Genomic DNA, 19645 nt, shown 5'->3' with positions numbered 1-19645 from the left:
GCTGGGAGGAGCCTTGACGAACAATGACCGGATCTTAAGAAAGTCCTATTCATGGCACGTGGTTTGGGTCGGTTCGGTGCTGCTTGGCAGCCGGTTCAGGAGACGATGCCGAGCTCGTGCGGGGTGTTGTTGAACCGTCGCCCTCCGTTCGCCGTGACGGTCACGATGTCCTCGATCCGCACCCCGAAGCGGCCGGGCAGGTAGATCCCCGGCTCGATCGAGAAGCACATGCCCGCCACCAGCGGCTGCTCCTCGCCCTCGACCAGGTACGGCGGTTCGTGCGTGGTGATGCCGATGCCGTGGCCGGTGCGGTGGATGAAGTACTCGCCGTAGCCGGCGTCGGTGATCACGCGGCGGGCGATCCGGTCGATCTCCTGGCAGGTGACGCCGGGCCGCACGGCCTCGAACGCCGTCTGCTGGGCGAGCCGGACCACGTCGTGCACCTTGCGGACCTCGGCCGGGACGTCCGTGCCGACGTGGACCGTCCGTGTGGTGTCCGAGCCGTAGCCGTCCTTGAGGCCGCCGAAGTCGAGCACCACGGTGTCGCCCCGCTCGATCACCCGCTCGCCGGCCTCGTGGTGCGGGTTGGCGCCGTTGGGGCCGGAGCCGACGACGGTGAAGTCGACCTGGCCGTGGCCGTACTGGATGAGCAGCGCGCCCAGGTCGGCGGCGACGTCGGTCTCCCGGCGGCCGGCGAACTCGACCTCCAGGATGCCCCGGTACGCGGCGTCCGCGGCGCCGCCGGCTGCGGCCAGGCGCTCCACCTCGTCGGCGTCCTTGACCGCGCGCAGCATCGGCAGGCTCGCGGTGAGCGAGGTGAAGGCGGCACCGGGCAGCGCGCTCTGGAGGCCGAGCAGGTGCATGGCCCACGCGTTGTCGGAGACGCCGTACCGCCCGGCCGGGTCGAGCAGCGGGGCGGCGGTGGCGTACGGATCCTCGCCGTCGCGCCAGTCGAGCAGCCGGACGGCCGGGGTGCCGGGGGCCTTCTCGGCGTCCGGGCGCTCCAGCCGGGGGACGACGAGCGCGGGTTCGCGGCCGGTGCCGAGCACGAGGGCGGTGAGGCGTTCGGTGATCGCGGTGGGCTGGTAGCCGCACAGGTAGAGCAGGTCGGGGCCGGGGGCGACGACCAGGCCGGCCAGTCCGGCGGCGGTCGCGTCGGCGGCGGCGCGGGCCAGCCGGGCGCGGTAGTCCTCGGTGGTGAAGGGTCGGGGCACGGGTCTTCCTCCTCAAGGTCCGGACGGGCTGCTGTCAGGAACTCCATCACGCGGCTGGGCCGCGTCACCCGTCCGGAGCCGGCGCGGTGAGCCGGGTGCGGCCGGGTTCGGCCGGGTGCAGCCAGTGTGCGGCCGGATGCGGACGGGGCCGGCCAGTGTGCGGCCGGGTGCGGGCCGCCCGGGGCGCCGTCACGCCCGCGCGGCGTCGGCGAAGTGACGCAGGAACAGCGCCTCGACGTGGGCCATGTGCTCGATCTCGCCCGGGTCGACGCTCTCGTTCGGCGCGTGGATCAGGCAGCGCGGCTCCTCGACGCCCATCAGGATGATCTCCGCCTCGGGGTAGGTGCTGGCGAGGACGTCGCACAGCGGGATCGAGCCGCCCTGGCCCAGGAACGACATCGGCTGCCCGTACACCTCCCGCATCGCCCGGTCGAGCGCGGCGTACGCGCGACCGCCGGTGTCCGCCCGGAACGGCGAGCCGGCGCTCTCGCGCTCGACGTCCACCGCGACGCCCCAGGGTGCGGCGGCCTCCAGGTGCGCGACCAGCGCGTCCTGCGCCGCGCGCGCCCCGGTGCCGGGCGGCACCCGCAGGCTCACCCGGGCCCGTGCGGTGGCCGGGACGGCGGCGGCCGAGCCGACCACGGGCGGGCAGTCGAGGCCGAGGACGGTGACGGCGGGGCGGGCCCAGAGCCGGTCGGCGACGGTGCCGGAACCGGTCAGCCGGACGCCGTCCAGCACCCCGGCGTCGGAGCGGAACCGCTCCTCGTCGTAGCCTGCGCCGCTCCACGTGCCGGTGCAGTCCAGGCCGTCGATCCGGGTGCCGCCGTCGGCGTCGCGCAGCGAGTCGAGCATCCGGATCAGCGCGGCGAGCGCGTCCGGGGCGGCGCCGCCGAACATACCGGAGTGCACGTCGCCGCGCAGGGCCTTGACGGTGACGACGACGTTGGCGACGCCGCGCAGGGAGGTGGTGGCGGTGGGCACGCCGACGGCGGCGTTGCCGGTGTCGCAGACCAGCAGCGCGTCCGCGTGCAGCTCCCCGGCGTGCGGCGGCACGTACTGCTCCAGGCCGCCGGTGCCCTGCTCCTCGGAACCCTCGACGACGAGCTTGAGGCCGACCGGGACGTCCTCGCCGAGCGCCCGCAGCGCGGTGAGGTGCATGACGATGTTGCCCTTGCAGTCGGCGGCGCCGCGCCCGTACCAGCGGCCGTCGCGCTCGGTGAGCTCGAACGGCTCGGAGGTCCAGGCGGATTCGTCGAGCGGGGGCTGGACGTCGTAGTGGCAGTAGAGCAGGACGGTCGGCGCGCCGGGCGGGGGCGGGCGGTGGCCGATCACGGCGTGGCTGCCGTCCGGGGTCTCCTCCAGGTGGACGTCGCGCAGGCCGGCCGCGGTGAAGGCGGCGGCGACCCACTCGGCGGCCTCCCGGCAGTGCTCCGGCGGGTACTGCCGGGGGTCGGCGACGGAGGGGATGGCCACCAGCTCGGCCAGGTCGGCCTTGGCCCGTGGCATCAACCCGGCTACACGGCTGGCGAGTTCGTCGGTCATGCGGGCTCCCGTGGGCTGGCTTCGGCGTGGCGGGCGGTAGCTGCGGGCGGCTACGTGCGGACGGTGTCGCGCAGGTCGAAGCCGTCGATCCGGTCCTGGATGGCGGCGAGCAGCCCGGTGACCAGCATCGCGACCAGCAGGACGATCGAGCCCAGGTAGATCCAGCGGTGCCGGGAGGCCATCGGATCGGCCGTCATGCCGTGCCTCCTCCGGCGTCGCGCAGTTCGGCGGATTCCTGGGCGGCCAGCTCGGCCGCCGCCTCCGGGGACCGCCAGTCGGGCTTGCGCAGCCGCAGGAACAGGTACGGGATCAGCAGCCCGAGGACCAGCAGCCCGCCGCCGACGATCCCGATGTAGGACCAGACGCTGCCGCTGCCGAACTGCGAGGACGGCACGAAGCCGATCGCCATCGCGGCGGCCGAGGAGAGCATGCCGATCACGCACATCGGCACCAGCGCGGGGGCGCGGTAGCCGCGCGGGTGGTCGGGCCGGGTGCGGCGCAGCCGGATCGCGGCGGCGAACATCAGCAGGTAGACGATCAGGTACACCTGCGTGGTGATGACCGAGAAGATCCAGTAGGCGCTCGAGACGTTCGGGATCAGGGCGTACATGAGGGCGATGGCCGTGGTGATCACTCCCTGGGTGACCAGCAGGTTCTGCTGGACGCCCTCCTTGTTGAGCCGCTGCAGGAACGGCGGCAGGTAGCCCTCCTGGCGGGAGATCATCAGCAGGCCCTTGGACGGCCCGGCGAGCCAGGTGAGCATGCCGCCGAGCGAGGCCGCGATCAGCGCCACCGCGATGACCGGGGTGAGCCAGCCGACGTCGAAGTACCGGAAGAAGGCGTCGAAGGCCTGCATGACGCCGGCCGTCAGGCTCAGCTCGCTGGACGGCACCACCCAGCTGATCGCGAGCGCGGGCAGGATGAAGATCGCCAGCACCATCCCGGAGGCGGTGAACATCGAGCGCGGGAACTCCCGGGCCGGGTTGCGCAGGGAGGAGACGTGCACCGCGTTCATCTCCATGCCCGAGTAGCTCAGGAAGTTGTTGACGATCAGCACGAGGCTGGCCAGGCCGGTCCACTGCGGGAACAGGCGCGCGCCGTCCATCGGCGCGGCGGAGGCGTTGCCCTGGCCGAGGAAGACGAAGCCGAGCACCACCAGCAGCGTGCCGGGGATCAGCGTGCCGATCACCAGGCCCATCGAGGAGAGGCCGGCGACCGCCTTCGTCCCGCGGGAGGAGACCCAGACGCCGGTCCAGTACAGCGCCATGATCACCAGGGCGGTGTACGGGCCGTTGCCGGCCAGCCTCGGGTTCACGACGTAGGCGATCGTGGAGGCGACGTACGCCAGCAGCGACGGGTAGTAGAAGATCGTCATCGCGAACTGGCACCAGACGGCGAGGAAGCCGAGCGGTTTCGACAGCCCCTCCGACACCCACCGGTAGACGCCGCCGTCCCAGCCGGACGCGAGCTCGGCGGAGACCAGTGCGGTCGGCAGCAGGAACACGAGCGCCGGGACGAGGTAGAGGAAGACGCAGGCCAGGCCGTAGACCGCCATGGTCGGGGCGGACCGCAGGCTGGCCACCGAGCTGGTGGTCATCAGGGCGAGCGTCAGCCAGGACATCCGCGGTGCGGTGGCCACCCGTGCGGCCACCGCTCCGCCGCGCTCCCGGGTGGCGGGGCCGGCCTGCGGGCCGTCCGGGCGGGGTGGGGGCGCGTCCGTGGAACTCATCCGGGTCCTCCTCCGGGGCGGGTCCTCGTCCGGTACGGGGCCTCGTCCGGTACGGGCTGCGGGGCGGGCGGCGGGGCGGGCTTGGGGGCGGGCCGTACCCGGCCAGTTCACCCGTCTGCCCGCAGCGCCGCATGCGGCGCGCGCCCGCCCGGGTGACCGCGCATCGGCCCGCGGCCTGCCGGTGCGCGGTGCGAGTGCCCGAACGCGCGCTGCGAGTGCGAGAGTTCGGGCGGCCGTGTGGACTCCGGATGGCACGGAATCGTAAATTCCGGGCCGGTTGTCGGTGCCGTGGGACACGATGTCCGGCATGTCGTATGAACTCCGAGCGCTGATCGGCACGTTGGAGCTGCTGACGGTCGCGGCGGCCGAGGTGCCGTCCGCCCGCGTGGCGCCGCTCGCACAGGGGCTGGCCCTGATCCCGGCCACGCCCGCGTTCCTGGCCGCCTTCCGGGCCGACGGCGACGAGCGCAAGTCCGACGGTGGCGCCGGTTTCGCCTGGCACCCGGACGGCTTCGAACTGAGGCTCGCGGCCTGGTCCAAGGCCGGCCCGGTCGCCTGCGTCGAGGCCGACTTCTTCGGCGGCACCGGCACCCAGCGCGCCGCCGTGTGGTCCGACGGTCGGCTCGAACTCGGCCCGCTCAGTAGTGCGTTCGAACCCTTCGCGCCCGACGGCAGCCCGATCTCCCGCGTCCTGCGACAGCTGGGCGCCCGGGTGGGGGAGGGGCGGGCGGACGAGTTCGAGGCGGTCGGCCTCGGCGCCCACCGCAGCACCGACGGCTGGGCGGCGACGGCCGGTTGAGCCGCGCCGGGCGCGCGGGCCGCCGCGCCACCGTTCGGCGTACGTGCGGTGGCTGCGTCCGGGTGGCTGCCCCACGGTGTGAGTCAGGCGATCTCGCCCCACTCGCATCGAGAGGAAGCAGTACCCATGCGTGCCACCTGGATGGCCGCCGCGCTGACCGCAGCCCTCGCGCTGACGCCGGTCGCCTCGGCATCCGCCATCACCGCGGGCAACGGCTCCGCGGCCCCCCGAACCCCCGTCGTCTCGGCCCCGCTCGCCGACCCGCTCCCGAGCGTCCCCGTGCCGAGCGTCCCGGCCCCGGCGGTCCCCACCCTGCCGGCCGTCCCGGCCCCCGCGGCCCCGGGTCTCCCGGCCCTCCCCGCCACCCCCGACCCGTCCGGCACCCTCGGCGACATCATCAAGACGGTCACCGGCCTGCTGTCGAGCGTGACCTCCTCCGTCCCCGGCCTCGACGTCGTGGGCCAGCTGCTGACGACCGTGCTGAACACGCTGTCCGGCCTGCTCGGTTCGCTGCCGGCGCCCCCGTCGCTGCCGGTGCCCGCGCCCTCGGTGACCCCGCCGGCCCCACCGAAGCTCCCGTCCACGGATGTGAACGAGCGCCTGGCGTCCCTCAAGGCGCAGGCCCAGGCGCTGGCCGACGCCACGGCGGCCCGCACCGCCGTCCACCCCCACCCCAGCGCCGGCTGACCCCACCGGCCGCACCCCACGGCCCGACGACGAAGGCCCCGGTCCCGCACCCAGGACCGAGGCCTTCGTCGTCGCCGCCGGGGACCGGCCGGGAGGCGTCAGCGGTAGTTCACGAACTGGAGCGCGAAGTCCAGGTCCTTGCCCTTGAGGAGGGCCTGGACGGCCTGGAGGTCGTCGCGGCTCTTGGAGCTGACGCGCAGTTCGTCACCCTGGACCTGGGCCTTGACGCCCTTGGGGCCCTCGTCCCGGATGATCTTCGCGACCTTCTTGGCATCGTCGGTGGTGATGCCCTCCTTCACGTTCGCGAAGATCTTGTACTCCTTGCCGGACAGCTGCGGCTCGGCGGCGTCCAGGGCCTTCAGCGACAGGCCGCGCTTGACGAACTTCGTCTGCAGCACATCGAGGATGGCCCGGACGCGCTCCTCGCCGTTGGCCTTCATCTCGATCTTCTCGCCGGAGCGGCTGATCTCGGCGCCGACGTTCTTGAAGTCGAAGCGGGTGGCGATCTCGCGGGAGGTCTGGTTGATCGCGTTGTCGACCTCCTGCCACTCGACCTTCGAGACGATGTCGAAACTGGAGTCGGCCATGGGTGTTGGTCTCCTTGATGCTCTGGCTTCACTGGCACGGCGCGCCGCACCGGGCGCCCGCCGCCCCAGCCTATCCAGCGCCGCCCCGCCACCGCCCCCGACAGCCACGCCGAAAGCCTTGATCATCGCGTGACCAATCGAGTGGCGAAGCACCCCCTGGCATCGGGTATCGTTTACGGAGTCGAACGGGGCAAGACCCCGGGAGACACCAATCCTGGCTGGTTGCCCGAGCGGCCAAAGGGAGCAGACTGTAAATCTGTCGCGCAAGCTACGCAGGTTCGAACCCTGCACCAGCCACAGGATAGAAAACAGCCCCTGATCTGCGGAAACGCGGATCAGGGGCTGTTTTCGTTTCCCCGCCCTCCTCCCGCGCTCCTCCCGCGCCGCCTCCCATGGAGCCGGCCGGCGACTTATTGCACATTGCTTGCAATTACAGGAGTCAGGCAGCAGAGTGGGGCCGCGGGGGTGGGAGTCCTTCCCGTCTTCCCAAGCGGCGACCGCCGTGACGTGGCCCACCCACCCCCGTCCAGACCTCCCCCGTGCGCCCGCCGCGGCCCCGTCGTGCCTCCGTGCGCGGCGTCAGCAAGGCGTAAAAGGCGTTCCCGGCCGCGTCAGGATCGCGTACGGGCCGGAGTGCCGCCGGGGCCGTGACCCGCAGGATCGGATCAACTACCGACCGCGGAGGCCCCGTCGATGTCCAGCGCCATCTCCACCCCGGCCGTCGAGGCCGACCCCCAGCCGCCGGACGTCGGCGCGGGTGACGAACGGCACCGCCTCACGGCGCTCGGCGGGCTGGCCGCCCTCTCGCTGGACGCCATGGCCTCGGTGGCGTACGGGCCGGAGTCGATCGTCCTGGTGCTCGCCGCGGCCGGGGCGTACGGGCTGGGCTTCACGCTCCCCGTCACGGTGGCGATCGCCGTCCTGCTGGCCGTGCTGGTGGCCTCCTACCGGCAGGTGATCGCCGCGTTCCCGGACGGCGGCGGGTCGTACGCGGTCGCCAAGGAGCACCTCGGCCGCCGGACGGCGCTCACCGCGGCGGCCTCGCTGGTCATCGACTACGTCCTGAACGTCGCGGTGTCGGTGACGGCCGGCGTGGCCGCGCTCACCTCGGCCGTGCCGAGCCTGTACGACGAACGGATGTGGCTCTGCCTCGGCGTGCTGGTCCTGGTGACGGCCGTGAACCTGCGCGGCATCGCCGAGTCGGCCCGCTGGTTCATCGCGCCGACCGCCGTCTTCGTCTTCTCGATCATGGCGATCATCGTGGTCGGCCTGTTCCGGGACGCCCCCGCCGGCACCGCGGCCGCCGCCGGCCACGCCTCCGGGCTGGCCGAGAACGCCACCACCGTCGGCGCGCTGCTCCTGCTGAAGACCTTCGCCGCCGGCTGCTCGGCGCTGACCGGCGTCGAGGCGGTGGCCAACGCCGTCCCCTCCTTCCGCACGCCGCGGGTCGGGCGCGCCCAGAACACCGAGGTCGCGCTGGGCGCACTGCTCGGCGTGATGCTGATCGGACTGGCCGTGCTGATCGGCCGCTTCCACCTCCAGCCGGTCGACGGCGTCACCGTGCTCGCCCAGCTGGCCGACGCCTCGCTCGGGCACGGCGCCGCGTTCTACGTCGTCCAGTCCTCCACCGTGGTTCTGCTCGGCCTGGCCGCCAACACCTCCTTCGGTGGCCTGCCGGTCCTGCTCCACCTGCTCGCCCGGGACAACCACCTGCCGCACGTGTTCGCGCTGCGCGCGGACCGGCAGGTGCACCGGCACGGCGTCCTCTTCCTCGCGGCCGTCTCGGCGGCGCTGCTGGTCGGCTCCGGCGGCGACGTCAACGGCCTGGTGCCGCTGTTCTCCATCGGCGTGTTCGTCGGCTTCACCGTCTGCCAGGTCGGTATGGTCCGGCACTGGTACCTGCACCGGCCCGCCGGCTGGCGCTGGAAGGCCGCGCTGAACGGCTTCGGCGCCCTGCTCACCGGGGTCGCGGCGCTCGTCGTGACCGGCACCAAGTTCACCGAGGGCGCCTGGGGCATCGTGGTGGCGCTGCCGCTGCTGGTGCTGCTCTTCGAGCTCGTCCACCGCGGCTACGAGCGGATCGGCGAACGCCTGGAGCTGGGCCGGGTGCCCGGCGCGGTGGTCCGTCGGCGCAGCCTGGTCGTCGTCCCGGTGACGGCGATCACCAGGCTCACCCGGGACGGCCTGTCGGCGGCCCTGTCGCTCGGCGACGAGGTGCTGGCCGTGACCGTCGTCCACGAGCCCGCCGAGGCCGAGGCGCTGCGCCGGGACTGGGAGCTGTGGCAGCCGGGCGTGCCCCTGGTGGAGATCCCGGACGGCCACCGCCGGCTGGGCCGGCCGATCGCGGAGTTCGTCAACAGGCTGGGGGAGGAGCACGCGTACGACCGCCTGACCGTGCTGATCCCCGAGGTGGAGCCGGCCCACTGGTACCAGCGGGCGCTGCAGAACCGGCGGGGCGCCGTGATCGACCGCGCCCTGCGCCGGAGCACCGACGCGGTGGTGTGCCGCCTGCGCATGAGGATGTGACCGGCGGCCGTCCGCCCACACACCCGACCTGCACATGTGGATACGAACGGTCCTGGACGGCGAACGCCGACCGGGACCGTTCCGCGTTCCCGTCACCCGTCCGCGTCAAGGTCGCGTCAACGTCCCTCGTTCACCCGTATGGAGGGCGTCAGGGACCTCGTAACGCGCCTCTGACGGCTGGTTTGCTGCTTCAGCCGGTCTTCCGCCGGTGCCGCGAGAGGCCCCCCGGCCGGGCGCGGCAGTCTCCCGAACCACGCTGGTGGAGCCCATGTCCGACCTCATCTACGTCGGTGTCACGGTCGCCGTGTTCGCCGTCATCGCCCTGATCGCGCGGGGGGTGGAGAAGCTGTGAGCGCCGAGAACCTCGCAGGTCTGATCGTGGCCGTCGCGCTCGTCGGCTACCTCGTCGTCGCGCTGATCTTCCCGGAGAAGTTCTGACATGGGATCCACTCTCGCGGGCTGGCTGCAGGCCCTCGCCCTGGTCGGCGCGCTGGCCCTGTGCTACCGGCCCCTCGGCGACTACATCGCCAAGCTCCTGACCTCGGCCAAACACCTCAGAGTCGAGCGCGGCATCTACAAGGTGGTCGGCGTGGACGGCGACGCCGACCAGCGCTGGCCGGTCTACCTCCGCTCGGTGCTCGCCTTCTCGGCCGTCTCCGTCCTCTTCCTCTACGCCCTGATCCGGCTGCAGACCTTCCTCCTGCTGAACCTGGGCGTTCCGCAGATGGAGGGCCACCAGGCCTGGAACACCGCGATCTCGTTCGTCACCAACACCAACTGGCAGTCCTACGCCGGCGAGTCCGCGATGGGCCACCTGGTGCAGATGGCGGGTCTGGCGGTGCAGAACTTCGTCTCCGCGGCCGTCGGCATCGCGGTCATGTCGGCGCTGATCCGGGGCTTCACGCGCAACCGCACCGACCGCGTCGGCAACTTCTGGGTGGACCTCACCCGGATCTCGCTGCGGCTGCTGCTGCCGATCTCGATCCTCTTCGCCCTGGTGCTGGCCGCCAGCGGCGTGATCCAGAACTTCCACGGCTTCACCGACGTGCACACCCTGTCCGGCGAGGTCCAGAAGATCCCCGGCGGCCCGGTGGCCTCCCAGGAGGTCATCAAGCTCCTCGGGACCAACGGCGGCGGGTTCTTCAACGCCAACTCGGCGCACCCGTTCGAGAACCCGACCGGCTTCTCGAACCTGATCGAGATCTTCCTGCTCCTGGTGATCGCCTTCGCCCTGCCGCGCACCTTCGGCAAGATGGTCGGCGACAACCGCCAGGGCTACGCGATCGTCGCCGTGATGACCATCTTCTGGGTCGCCTCGGCCGCGCTCATGACGTTCGCGGAGTCCCAGCACCACGGCACGGCCCTGCAGGCCGCCGGCGCCGCGATGGAGGGCAAGGAGCAGCGCTTCGGCGTCGCCGCCAGCTCGCTGTTCGCGGCCTCGACGACGCTGACGTCCACCGGTGCGGTCAACTCCTTCCACGACTCGTTCACGCCGTTCGGCGGCGGTCTGGCGATCTTCAACATGATGCTGGGCGAGATCGCGCCCGGCGGTACCGGTTCGGGCATGTACGGCATGCTGATCCTCGCCGTGGTCGCGGTCTTCGTCGCCGGCCTGATGGTCGGGCGCACCCCCGAGTACCTGGGCAAGAAGCTCGGCGGCCGGGAGATGAAGTTCGCCTCGCTGTACATCCTGACCACCCCGACCATCGTGCTGGTCGGCACCGGTGTGGCGATGGCCCTGCCGGGCGAGCGCGCCGGGATGCTCAACTCGGGCGCCCACGGCTTCTCCGAGGTGCTGTACGCGTTCACCTCGGCCGCCAACAACAACGGCTCGGCCTTCGGCGGCATCACCGTCAACACCGACTGGTACGACACCGCGCTCGGCCTGGCGATGGTCTTCGGCCGCTTCCTGCCGATCGTCTTCGTCATGGCGCTGGCCGGCTCGCTCGCACAGCAGCAGCCCGTCCCCGCCACCCCGGGCACCCTGCCCACGCACAAGCCGCTCTTCGTGGGTCTGCTGTCCGGCGTGATCCTGATCGTCGTCGGCCTCACCTACTTCCCGGCCCTGGCTCTCGGGCCGATCGCGGAAGGTCTCTCCTGATGTCCACCCCTACGCTCACTCCCGCACCGGCCGACCAGGCCGAGGCCGCCGCCGCCGGTTCGCACAGAGTCTCCAGCGGGTTGCTCGACCCGAAGCTGCTGCTCACCTCGCTGCCGGACGCGGTGAAGAAGCTTGACCCCCGGGTGATGGTCAAGAACCCGGTCATGTTCGTGGTCGAGGTCGGCTCGGTGGTCACCACCGTCTCCGCGATCGCCAGCCCGTCGGTGTTCGCCTGGTCGATCACGGTCTGGCTCTGGCTCACCACGATCTTCGCCAACCTGGCGGAGGCCGTCGCCGAGGGCCGCGGCAAGGCCCAGGCCGACACCCTGCGCAAGACCAAGACCGAGAGCGTGGCCCGGCGGCTCACCGACTGGCCGGCCACCCAGGACGAGGAAGAGGTGCCGGGGACGGCCCTGCGCCTCGGTGACCACGTGGTGGTCGAGGCCGGGCAGGTCATCCCGGGTGACGGCGACGTCGTCGAGGGTGTCGCGAGCGTCGACGAGTCGGCGATCACCGGTGAGTCCGCGCCGGTCATCCGCGAGTCCGGGGGCGACCGCTCCGCGGTGACCGGCGGCACGAAGGTGCTGTCCGACCGGATCGTGGTGAAGATCGCCTCCGAGCCCGGCAAGTCGTTCATCGACCGGATGATCGCCCTCGTCGAGGGCGCCGCCCGGCAGAAGACGCCGAACGAGATCGCGCTCAACATCCTGCTGGCCTCGCTGACCATCGTCTTCCTGGTCGCGGTCGTCACGCTCCAGCCGATGGCGACGTTCGCGGGCGCCCCGCAGTCGATGATCGTCCTGGTCGCCCTGATCGTGGCGCTCATCCCGACCACCATCGGCGCGCTGCTGTCCGCGATCGGCATCGCGGGCATGGACCGCCTTGTGCAGCGCAACGTGCTGGCGATGTCCGGGCGCGCCGTCGAGGCCGCCGGCGACGTCAACACCCTGCTGCTCGACAAGACCGGCACCATCACCCTGGGCAACCGCCAGGCCGCCGAGTTCCTGCCCGCCCCGGGCGTGGAGACCGACGAGCTGGCCGGCGCCGCGCAGCTGTCCTCCCTCGCGGACGAGACCCCCGAGGGCCGCTCGATCGTCGTCCTCGCCAAGACCGAGTACGGCCTGCGGGCCCGCGCCCAGGGCGAGCTGACGCACGCCACCTGGGTCCCGTTCACCGCCCAGACCCGCATGTCGGGCGTGGACCTGGACGAACCCGCGGGCGTCCACCAGGTCCGCAAGGGCGCGGCCGGCGCCGTCACCACCTGGGTGAACGAGAACGGCGGTTCGGTCGGCAGCGAGGTCGCCACCCTGGTGGACGGCATCTCCGCCGCCGGTGGCACCCCGCTGGTGGTCGCGGCCAAGGTCGGGGCCGAGCCCGCCCGCGTCCTCGGGGTCATCCACCTCAAGGACGTCGTCAAGGAGGGCATGCGGGAGCGCTTCGACGAGCTGCGCCGGATGGGCATCAAGACCGTCATGATCACGGGCGACAACCCGCTGACCGCCAAGGCGATCGCGGAGGAGGCCGGCGTGGACGACTTCCTCGCCGAGGCCACGCCCGAGGACAAGATGGCCCTCATCAAGAAGGAGCAGGAGGGCGGCAAGCTGGTCGCGATGACCGGCGACGGCACCAACGACGCCCCGGCGCTCGCCCAGGCCGACGTCGGCGTCGCGATGAACACCGGGACCATGGCGGCCAAGGAGGCCGGCAACATGGTCGACCTCGACTCCAACCCGACCAAGCTGATCGAGATCGTCGAGATCGGCAAGCAGCTGCTCATCACCCGCGGTGCGCTGACCACGTTCTCGATCTCGAACGACGTGGCCAAGTACTTCGCGATCATCCCCGCGATGTTCGCCGGCGTGTACCCGGGCCTGCGCCACCTCAACATCATGGGCCTGCACAGCCCGCAGTCCGCGATCACCTCGGCGATCATCTTCAACGCCCTGGTCATCATCGGCCTCATCCCGCTCGCCCTGCGCGGCGTCCGTTACCGTCCTTCCGACGCGAGCTCCCTGCTGGCCCGCAACATCGGGGTCTACGGCGTCGGCGGACTGATCGTGCCGTTCGTCGGCATCAAGCTGATCGACCTGATCGTCCAGTTCATCCCCGGCCTCAGCTGACGCAGGGAAAGGAAAGAAGCATCATGTCCAAGCCCCTGCCGACGACCGTCCGCACCCACTTCACCGCGCTGCGGATGCTGCTGGTCCTGACGGTGATCCTCGGGATCGCGTACCCGCTGCTGGTCACCGGCATCAGCCAGGTCGGGTTCAGCGAGAAGGCCAACGGCTCGATCGTGAAGTCCGACGGCAACCCGGTCGGTTCGAGCCTGCTCGGCCAGAACTACAACCTGCCCAAGGCCAACCCGGACGACCCGAAGGAAGAGGCCAAGCCGGACCCGAAGTGGTTCCAGCCCCGCCCCTCCGCCAACAACTACGCCGGCGACAACTCGGGCGCCTCCAACCAGGGCCCGAACAGCGACGACCTGCTCAAGGCCGTCAACGACCGCCGCGCCGCCGCCGCCGAGTTCGACGGCGTCGACCCGGCGAGCGTCCCGGCCGACGCGCTGACCGCCTCCGGTTCCAGCCTCGACCCGCACATCTCGGTGGCCTACGCCAAGGAGCAGGTCAACCGGGTCGCCAGGACGCGCAACCTCCCGGCGGAGACGGTCGCCAAGCTGGTCGACAAGTACACCGAAGGCCGTTCGCTCGGCTTCCTCGGCCAGGAGGGCGTGAACGTCGTCCTCCTCAACGAGGCACTGGCGGAACAGAAGTGACAGCCCTACGGCTGGAGCTGTGAAACGGGCCGACCCGGGCGGGGCACCAACCCCCCGCCCGGGTCGGCCGCCGTACATCCCGACCCGGTGCGGGGCCGCCCCGGCAGGCCGCCCCGCAGGAGACGAAAGAGCAGCGCCCATGGCCCGCGACCTCACGCCCGGCACCGGTCCCCGCAGCGGCCGGCTGCGGGTGTACCTGGGTTCCGCCCCCGGGGTCGGCAAGACCTACCGGATGCTGGACGAGGCGCGGCGCAGACAGGAGCGCGGGGCCGACGTCGTGGTCGGGTACATCGAGTGCCACGGGCGCCGGCACACCGAGGGCATGCTCGACGGACTCGAAGTCCTGCCGCGGGTCCGGCGCTCCTACCGGGAGGTCGAGTTCGAGGAGATGGACCTCGACGGCGTGCTCGCCCGCCGCCCGTCCGTCGTCCTCGTCGACGAGCTCGCGCACACCAACATCCCCGGCGGCCGCAACGCCAAGCGCTGGCAGGACGTCGAGGACCTGCTCGCCGCCGGCATCGACGTCATCAGCACCGTCAACATCCAGCACCTGGAATCGCTGAACGACGTCGTCCAGAAGATCACCGGCATCCCGCAGCGCGAGACCGTCCCGGACGAGGTGGTCCGCCGGGCCGACCAGATCGAACTCGTCGACATGGCCCCGCAGGCGCTGCGCCGCCGCATGGCCCACGGCAACGTCTACAAGGCGGAGAAGGTGGACGCCGCGCTCTCCAACTACTTCCGGGTCGGCAACCTCACCGCCCTGCGCGAACTCGCCCTGCTGTGGGTCGCCGGGCGGGTCGACGAGGGCCTGCGCGACTACCGGGCCGACCACAACATCGACCGCGTCTGGGAGACCCGCGAACGCGTCGTGGTCGCCCTCACCGGCGGCCCCGAGGGCGAGACGATCATCCGCCGCGCCGCCCGGATCGCCGACCGCACCGCCGGCGGCGACCTCCTGGCCGTCCACGTGACCAGGAGCGACGGCCTGGCCGGCGCCTCCTCCGGCGCGCTCGCCCAGCAGCGGCAGCTCGTCGAGACCCTCGGCGGCAGCTACCACGTGGTGGTCGGCGACGACATCCCCACCGCGCTGCTGGCCTTCGCCCGCGCCCACGACGCCACCCAGCTGGTCCTCGGCACCAGCCGCCGCGGCCGGATCAGCCGCTTCCTCACCGGCCCCGGCATCGGCGAGACTACCGTGGACGCCTCCGAGGACATCGACGTCCACATGGTCACCCACGAGTTCACCCGCCGCGGCAAGCTTCCCTCGCTCGGCCGGCGCCACTCCAGGCGCCGCACCGTCGCCGGCTACGCGGCCGGCTTCGTGGTGCCGTGGATCCTGACCGGTGTCCTCTCCCAGGCACACCACAGCGTGAACCTCACCACCGACGCGCTGATCTTCCAGCTCGGTGTGGTCATCGTCGCCCTGCTCGGCGGCGCCACCTCCGCACTGCTGGCCGCCGTCATCGCCTCGCTGCTGCTCAACTACTTCTTCATCCCGCCCGTCCACACCCTGACCATCACCGAGACGAACAACATCGTCGCCCTGGTGGTCTTCGCCGCCGTCGCGCTCGCCGTCTCCACCGTCGTCGACCACGCCGGCCGGCTCACCAGCCGGGCCGCCCGCGCGACCGCCGAGGCCGAGACCCTCTCCACCCTGGCGGGCAGCGTGCTGCGCGGTGCCGACGCGCTGCCCGCGCTGCTGGAGAAGTCCCGGACGGCCTTCGGCATGAACGCCGTCACCCTGCTCTCCCGCACCCGCGGCGAGGTGCTGGCCCACTCCGAGGCGGAACACCCGGGCGACCTCGGCGGGGAGACCACCGAGGTGCCGGTCGGCACCGACGCCGTCCTGGTGCTCACCGGCCGCCGGCTGCCCGCCGCCGACCAGCGCGTCCTCACCGCCTTCGCCGCCCACGTCGGCGCCGCCCTGGAGAGAGACCGGCTGGCCGTCGTCGCCGCGGAGGTCGAGCCGATCAAGGCCGCCGACCGGATGCGCACCGCCCTGCTCGCCGCCGTCAGCCACGACCTGCGCACTCCGCTGGCCGCCGCGCTCGCCTCGGTCGGCTCGCTGCGCAGCCCCGACGTCGAGTTCTCGCCCGAGGACCAGGCCGAACTCCTCGCCACCGCCGACGAGTCGCTGGTCAAGCTCACCCGCCTGGTCGACAACCTGCTCGACATGAGCCGCCTCCAAGCCGGGGCCCTCACCCTGCACCTCGCCGAGACCCACCTCGACGAGATCCTGCCCCGGGCGCTGGACAGCCTCCCCGACCCGTACGCACCGGTCCAGCCGCTCGACCTCGACACCGCCCCGCCGGTGCTCGCCGACCCACCGCTGCTGGAGCGCGTCCTCGCGAACGTGATCACCAACGCGCTGCGGCACAACGCGCCCGGCGCGCCCGTCCTGGTCACCGCCAGTCACCACGCCGACCAGGTCGAGATCCGGGTGATCGACCGCGGCCCCGGCATCGCCCCGGAGGACCGCGACCGGGTCTTCCTGCCGTTCCAGCGCCTCGGCGACACCGACAACACGACCGGCGTCGGCCTCGGCCTCGCCCTCTCGCGCGGCCTCGCCGAGGCCATGGGCGGCAGCCTGGAGGTCGAGGACACCCCGGGGGGCGGCACCACGATGCTGCTCACCCTGCCCGCAGCCGCCACTCGGGAGGAGCCCGCACATGAGTGAGCGAAGCGAACGAATCATCGGTGGGTGCGTGTTCCGCGAAGCGACCGCCGAGCGAAGCGAGGCGGCCGCATGAGTGAGATCCTGATCGTCGACGACGAACCCGCTCTACTGCGGACGTTGAGGATCAACCTGAGCGCCCGGCACTACGCCGTCCGGACGGCCGCCAGCGGCGGTGAGGCGCTCGACCGCGCCGCGCACACCAGCCCGGACGCCGTCCTGCTCGACCTCGGCCTGCCGGACGTCGACGGCATGGACGTCCTGCGCGGCCTGCGCAGCCGCAGCGCGATGCCGATCATCGTGCTCTCCGGCCGCTCCGGCGCCGCCGACAAGGTCGGCGCCCTGGACGCCGGAGCCGACGACTACCTCACCAAGCCCTTCCAGATGGAGGAACTGCTGGCCCGGCTGCGCGCGGTGCTGCGCCGGCCCCCGGGCGGGCTCCCGCTGCTCCAACCGGTCATCGGCGACCACACCGTGGACCTCGCCGCCACCACCGTCACCGGGCCGTCCGGCCCGGTGCGGCTCACCCCGACGGAGTGGCGCATCCTCGCCCTGCTGCTCGCCAACCCGGGCCGGCTCGTGCCCGGCCGGCAGATCCTGCGCGAGGTGTGGGGGCCGGCCCAGGAGGAGCGCGGCAACTACCTGCGGGTCTACCTGGCCGGACTGCGCCGCAAGCTGGAGCGGGACCCGGCCCGGCCGCGGCACCTGATCACCGAACCGGGCATCGGATACCGCTACGAGCCCTGACCGGACGGGCCCTGACGGGACAGGCCCGGACCGGGCGTGGCGGCCGCGCCGTCAAAGGTCCGTCAAGAGGCGCCGGTTCACCGACAGGAGGGCGTCAAGGCCGGTCGGGAGCGGTCGTCCGCGGGCGTAGCGTCAGTGCTGTCCGAGCGGGCGCCGGCTCCGATGTGGGGGAGGCCGGGGCCCGCTCACCGCCGCCGCAAGGCGGCCAGCAGGTGGGGGAGGGGCGCGCAACTGTCCATTTGCGCGCCCCTACGCCCGTTCCCGACGGGCTCAGCTCCCGCCGCTGCTCCCCGACTGCCGCGGCAGCGCGAGCGCCACGGTGTCCGCGAACTCCCGCACGGCGCTGGTCCGGCTGACCACCCGTCCGCTGTGCACCACCAGGCGGCTGTGCCCGCCCGCGAGCGCCCCGGCCAGGCTGTCCCCGCGCACCGCGAGGAGCTCCGCCGGGAACCCGGCGTCCACCCGCACCGGCGCCAGTCCGAGCGCCGCCCTCGCCCGGTTCGCCACCGCGTCGTACGCCTCGTCCGGTCCCAGCGCCCCGCTGGCCGCCAGCAGGTACGCGGCCTCCAGCGGATCCGCCCGGCCGACCGGGTTCGACTGGTCCCGCAGCGTCCCGCTGCCCGCCGACAGCTGGACCCGGGCTTCCGTCAACTCCCTGAGCAGGCCCGGTCGCAGTCCCGCCGGCGGACCTTCGAGCCCGGAGCAGCCGCCGTTCTGCGGCAGGCACACCACCCGCACCCCGGCGGTGGCCAGCACCGTCGCCGCGCCGCGGGCCAGCGACCCGCACGGGCCGAGCGTCACGCGCGGCTGGAGCGGGGCCAAGGCGCCGACCAGTCGGGCGAGTTGGGCCGGATCGGCGGCGGTGGTGTGCAGGTCCACCGGGCAGTCCGCCTCGCGGGCGGCCTCCAGCAGCACCTGCACGTACTCGGCCGGGTCCGGGTCCAGCTCGGGGCAGCCGCCGGCCGCGGTGGCGCCCAGCTTGAGCGCGTCGCGCAGCTGCGCCCGGCCGTCCGCCCCGGCCCGGCCGGTCAGCAGCCGGGGCATCGCCACCGCCTGGAGCTCGGCCAGCCCGCGCAGCGCCTGCCGGGCGGTGAGCACCGCCTCCAGGCGGCCCAGCCCGTGCACGTCGCCGATCCGGACGTGGGTGCGCTGGGCGGTGGCGCCGTAGCCGAGCGAGGTGAGCGCTGCCTCGGTGACCCGCCGGGTGAGGTCGGCGGGCGTCTCCGGCGGCGGGGTGGTCAGCGCGGCGGAGAAGGCGACGTCGTAGTGGGCGTGCGCCTCGACCGGGGCGGGCAGCAGCAGGTAGCCCTTGAGGTCGATCCTGGCGCCGGTCGTGACGGTGGGCGTGCCCGGCATGGCGGGCAGCGGGCCGAGGCTGCCGACGGTGCCGACGGCCTGGATCCGGTCGCCGCTGATCCGGACGTCCACCACCCGCCCGTCGGCCAGCCGGGCGCCGGTGAGCAGGAGGACCGGGCCGTGCCCGAGCGGGTTGGCCGCCGGGCCGGGCCCCTGGTGCGGCCCGTCGGCGGCTGCGCTGTCCATCGCCGGCTCCTTCTCGCGCTGGCCCGTCGGGTGGCAGGCCGTCCCGATCAATGAGGGTCGAGCCTATGGGGCCGGGGGGCGGGGCGCCGGGAGGCGGGCAATAGTCGTATCGGCTCGGGCCGTGCGGCTCGCAGGCCGCTCGAACGCCGTGCCTTGGATCGCTCGTCCGTGCACCTCGCCCACCTGCGGTCTACGCGGCCGGATACGGATTTCACCTCTGGGCGCGGAACGTGTAATCTCTTCCTCGTTCGCCCCTATAGCTCAGTCGGTAGAGCGTCTCCATGGTAAGGAGAAGGTCTGCGGTTCGATTCCGCATGGGGGCTCTGGTGAAAAGCAGTCAGCTCCGGCTGTGCTGCGGATCACTGTGGCGGTGTAGCTCAGTTGGTAGAGCAAGCGGCTCATAATCGCTGTGTCACCGGTTCAAGTCCGGTCACCGCTACCCCGCGTAGTCGGTCGGGAGATCGCACTCCCGGTCGGCTACTCTTGTTGTGTTCTTATTCGTTGTCCAAGGAAGGCACTCCCGTGGCTGCCACCGATGTCCGCCCGAAGATCACGCTGGCCTGCGTGGAGTGCAAGGAGCGGAACTACATCACCAAGAAGAACCGGCGTAACGACCCGGACCGTCTTGAGATGAAGAAGCACTGCCCCCGCTGCAACTCGCACACCGCGCACCGCGAGACCCGCTGACCCTCTCGCAGGGCATCGGGCCTGTGTGAATCCA

At 72.3% G+C, this 19645-nt stretch carries 16 protein-coding genes and 3 tRNA genes; 13 read left to right on the top strand and 6 right to left on the bottom strand.

What is annotated here, in order from left to right:
* Positions 1-95: 95 nt before the first annotated feature.
* The 4 genes from PUR71_RS30390 to PUR71_RS30375 form a co-directional block, all read right to left on the bottom strand.
* Positions 96-1214: an aminopeptidase P family protein gene (locus PUR71_RS30390; protein WP_329930379.1), complete on the bottom strand. Its 1119-nt coding sequence runs from the start codon at positions 1212-1214 to the stop codon at positions 96-98.
* Positions 1215-1403: 189 nt separating this feature from the next.
* Entirely contained in the window at positions 1404-2756 is a 1353-nt protein-coding gene (locus PUR71_RS30385; RefSeq protein ID WP_329930378.1) for a dipeptidase, read from the bottom strand.
* 50 nt (positions 2757-2806) lie between these two features.
* Positions 2807-2953 carry a hypothetical protein gene (locus PUR71_RS30380; protein ID WP_329930377.1) on the bottom strand — a complete coding sequence of 49 codons (147 nt, stop codon included), beginning with the start codon at positions 2951-2953 and terminating at the stop codon, positions 2807-2809.
* A complete protein-coding gene (locus PUR71_RS30375; RefSeq protein ID WP_443077617.1) occupies positions 2950-4485 on the bottom strand; it encodes an APC family permease in 1536 nt (511 codons plus the stop codon). Before PUR71_RS30375 ends, PUR71_RS30380 begins: the two co-directional genes overlap by 4 nt.
* A gap of 307 nt (positions 4486-4792) precedes the next feature.
* On the opposite strand from PUR71_RS30375, the gene PUR71_RS30370 reads away from it, so the two are divergent.
* Both PUR71_RS30370 and PUR71_RS30365 read left to right on the top strand, forming a co-directional pair.
* A complete protein-coding gene (locus PUR71_RS30370) occupies positions 4793-5284 on the top strand; it encodes a hypothetical protein (protein ID WP_329930376.1) in 492 nt (163 codons plus the stop codon).
* 126 nt (positions 5285-5410) lie between these two features.
* The gene (locus tag PUR71_RS30365; protein ID WP_329930375.1) at positions 5411-5971 is read left to right on the top strand and encodes a hypothetical protein; all 561 of its coding nucleotides are present in this window, start codon (positions 5411-5413) and stop codon (positions 5969-5971) included.
* Positions 5972-6069: 98 nt separating this feature from the next.
* On the opposite strand, the gene PUR71_RS30360 is transcribed toward PUR71_RS30365, so the two are convergent.
* A complete protein-coding gene (locus PUR71_RS30360) occupies positions 6070-6558 on the bottom strand; it encodes a YajQ family cyclic di-GMP-binding protein (protein WP_329930374.1) in 489 nt (162 codons plus the stop codon).
* A 216-nt stretch (positions 6559-6774) separates the two neighbouring features.
* Between PUR71_RS30360 and PUR71_RS30355 the strand changes: the two genes are divergently transcribed.
* The 8 genes from PUR71_RS30355 to PUR71_RS30320 all read left to right on the top strand — a co-directional run bounded on the left by PUR71_RS30355 (position 6775) and on the right by PUR71_RS30320 (position 17382).
* Positions 6775-6855, top strand: a tRNA-Tyr gene (locus tag PUR71_RS30355).
* A gap of 396 nt (positions 6856-7251) precedes the next feature.
* The gene (locus tag PUR71_RS30350) at positions 7252-9084 is read left to right on the top strand and encodes an APC family permease (RefSeq protein WP_329930373.1); all 1833 of its coding nucleotides are present in this window, start codon (positions 7252-7254) and stop codon (positions 9082-9084) included.
* Positions 9085-9432: 348 nt separating this feature from the next.
* A complete protein-coding gene (kdpF, locus tag PUR71_RS30345) occupies positions 9433-9522 on the top strand; it encodes a K(+)-transporting ATPase subunit F (protein ID WP_037830997.1) in 90 nt (29 codons plus the stop codon).
* A 1-nt stretch (position 9523) separates the two neighbouring features.
* The gene (kdpA, locus tag PUR71_RS30340) at positions 9524-11185 is read left to right on the top strand and encodes a potassium-transporting ATPase subunit KdpA (RefSeq protein WP_329930372.1); all 1662 of its coding nucleotides are present in this window, start codon (positions 9524-9526) and stop codon (positions 11183-11185) included.
* A complete protein-coding gene (kdpB, locus tag PUR71_RS30335) occupies positions 11185-13305 on the top strand; it encodes a potassium-transporting ATPase subunit KdpB (protein WP_329930371.1) in 2121 nt (706 codons plus the stop codon). The genes kdpA and kdpB overlap by 1 nt, the downstream gene beginning before the upstream one ends.
* Before the next feature lie 23 nt (positions 13306-13328).
* Positions 13329-13958: a potassium-transporting ATPase subunit KdpC gene (kdpC, locus tag PUR71_RS30330; RefSeq protein ID WP_329930370.1), complete on the top strand. Its 630-nt coding sequence runs from the start codon at positions 13329-13331 to the stop codon at positions 13956-13958.
* Between the two features lie 139 nt (positions 13959-14097).
* Entirely contained in the window at positions 14098-16638 is a 2541-nt protein-coding gene (locus PUR71_RS30325) for a sensor histidine kinase KdpD (RefSeq protein WP_329930369.1), read from the top strand.
* Between the two features lie 69 nt (positions 16639-16707).
* Entirely contained in the window at positions 16708-17382 is a 675-nt protein-coding gene (locus PUR71_RS30320) for a response regulator (protein WP_329930368.1), read from the top strand.
* A 270-nt stretch (positions 17383-17652) separates the two neighbouring features.
* On the opposite strand, the gene PUR71_RS30315 is transcribed toward PUR71_RS30320, so the two are convergent.
* The gene (locus PUR71_RS30315) at positions 17653-18924 is read right to left on the bottom strand and encodes a hydrolase (protein ID WP_329930367.1); all 1272 of its coding nucleotides are present in this window, start codon (positions 18922-18924) and stop codon (positions 17653-17655) included.
* Between the two features lie 250 nt (positions 18925-19174).
* Between PUR71_RS30315 and PUR71_RS30310 the strand changes: the two genes are divergently transcribed.
* The 3 genes from PUR71_RS30310 to rpmG all read left to right on the top strand — a co-directional run bounded on the left by PUR71_RS30310 (position 19175) and on the right by rpmG (position 19611).
* Positions 19175-19247: transfer RNA gene (locus PUR71_RS30310), tRNA-Thr, on the top strand.
* 43 nt (positions 19248-19290) lie between these two features.
* A tRNA-Met gene (locus PUR71_RS30305) sits at positions 19291-19363 on the top strand.
* A gap of 83 nt (positions 19364-19446) precedes the next feature.
* Entirely contained in the window at positions 19447-19611 is a 165-nt protein-coding gene (rpmG, locus tag PUR71_RS30300) for a 50S ribosomal protein L33 (RefSeq protein WP_006604855.1), read from the top strand.
* Positions 19612-19645: the final 34 nt, after the last annotated feature.

Source organism: Streptomyces sp. SP17BM10 (assembly GCF_036322405.1).
Taxonomy (GTDB): Bacteria; Actinomycetota; Actinomycetes; order Streptomycetales; family Streptomycetaceae; genus Kitasatospora.
The sequence above is the reverse complement of the archived record's forward strand: the minus strand, read 5'-3'. Positions and strand labels throughout refer to the sequence as shown.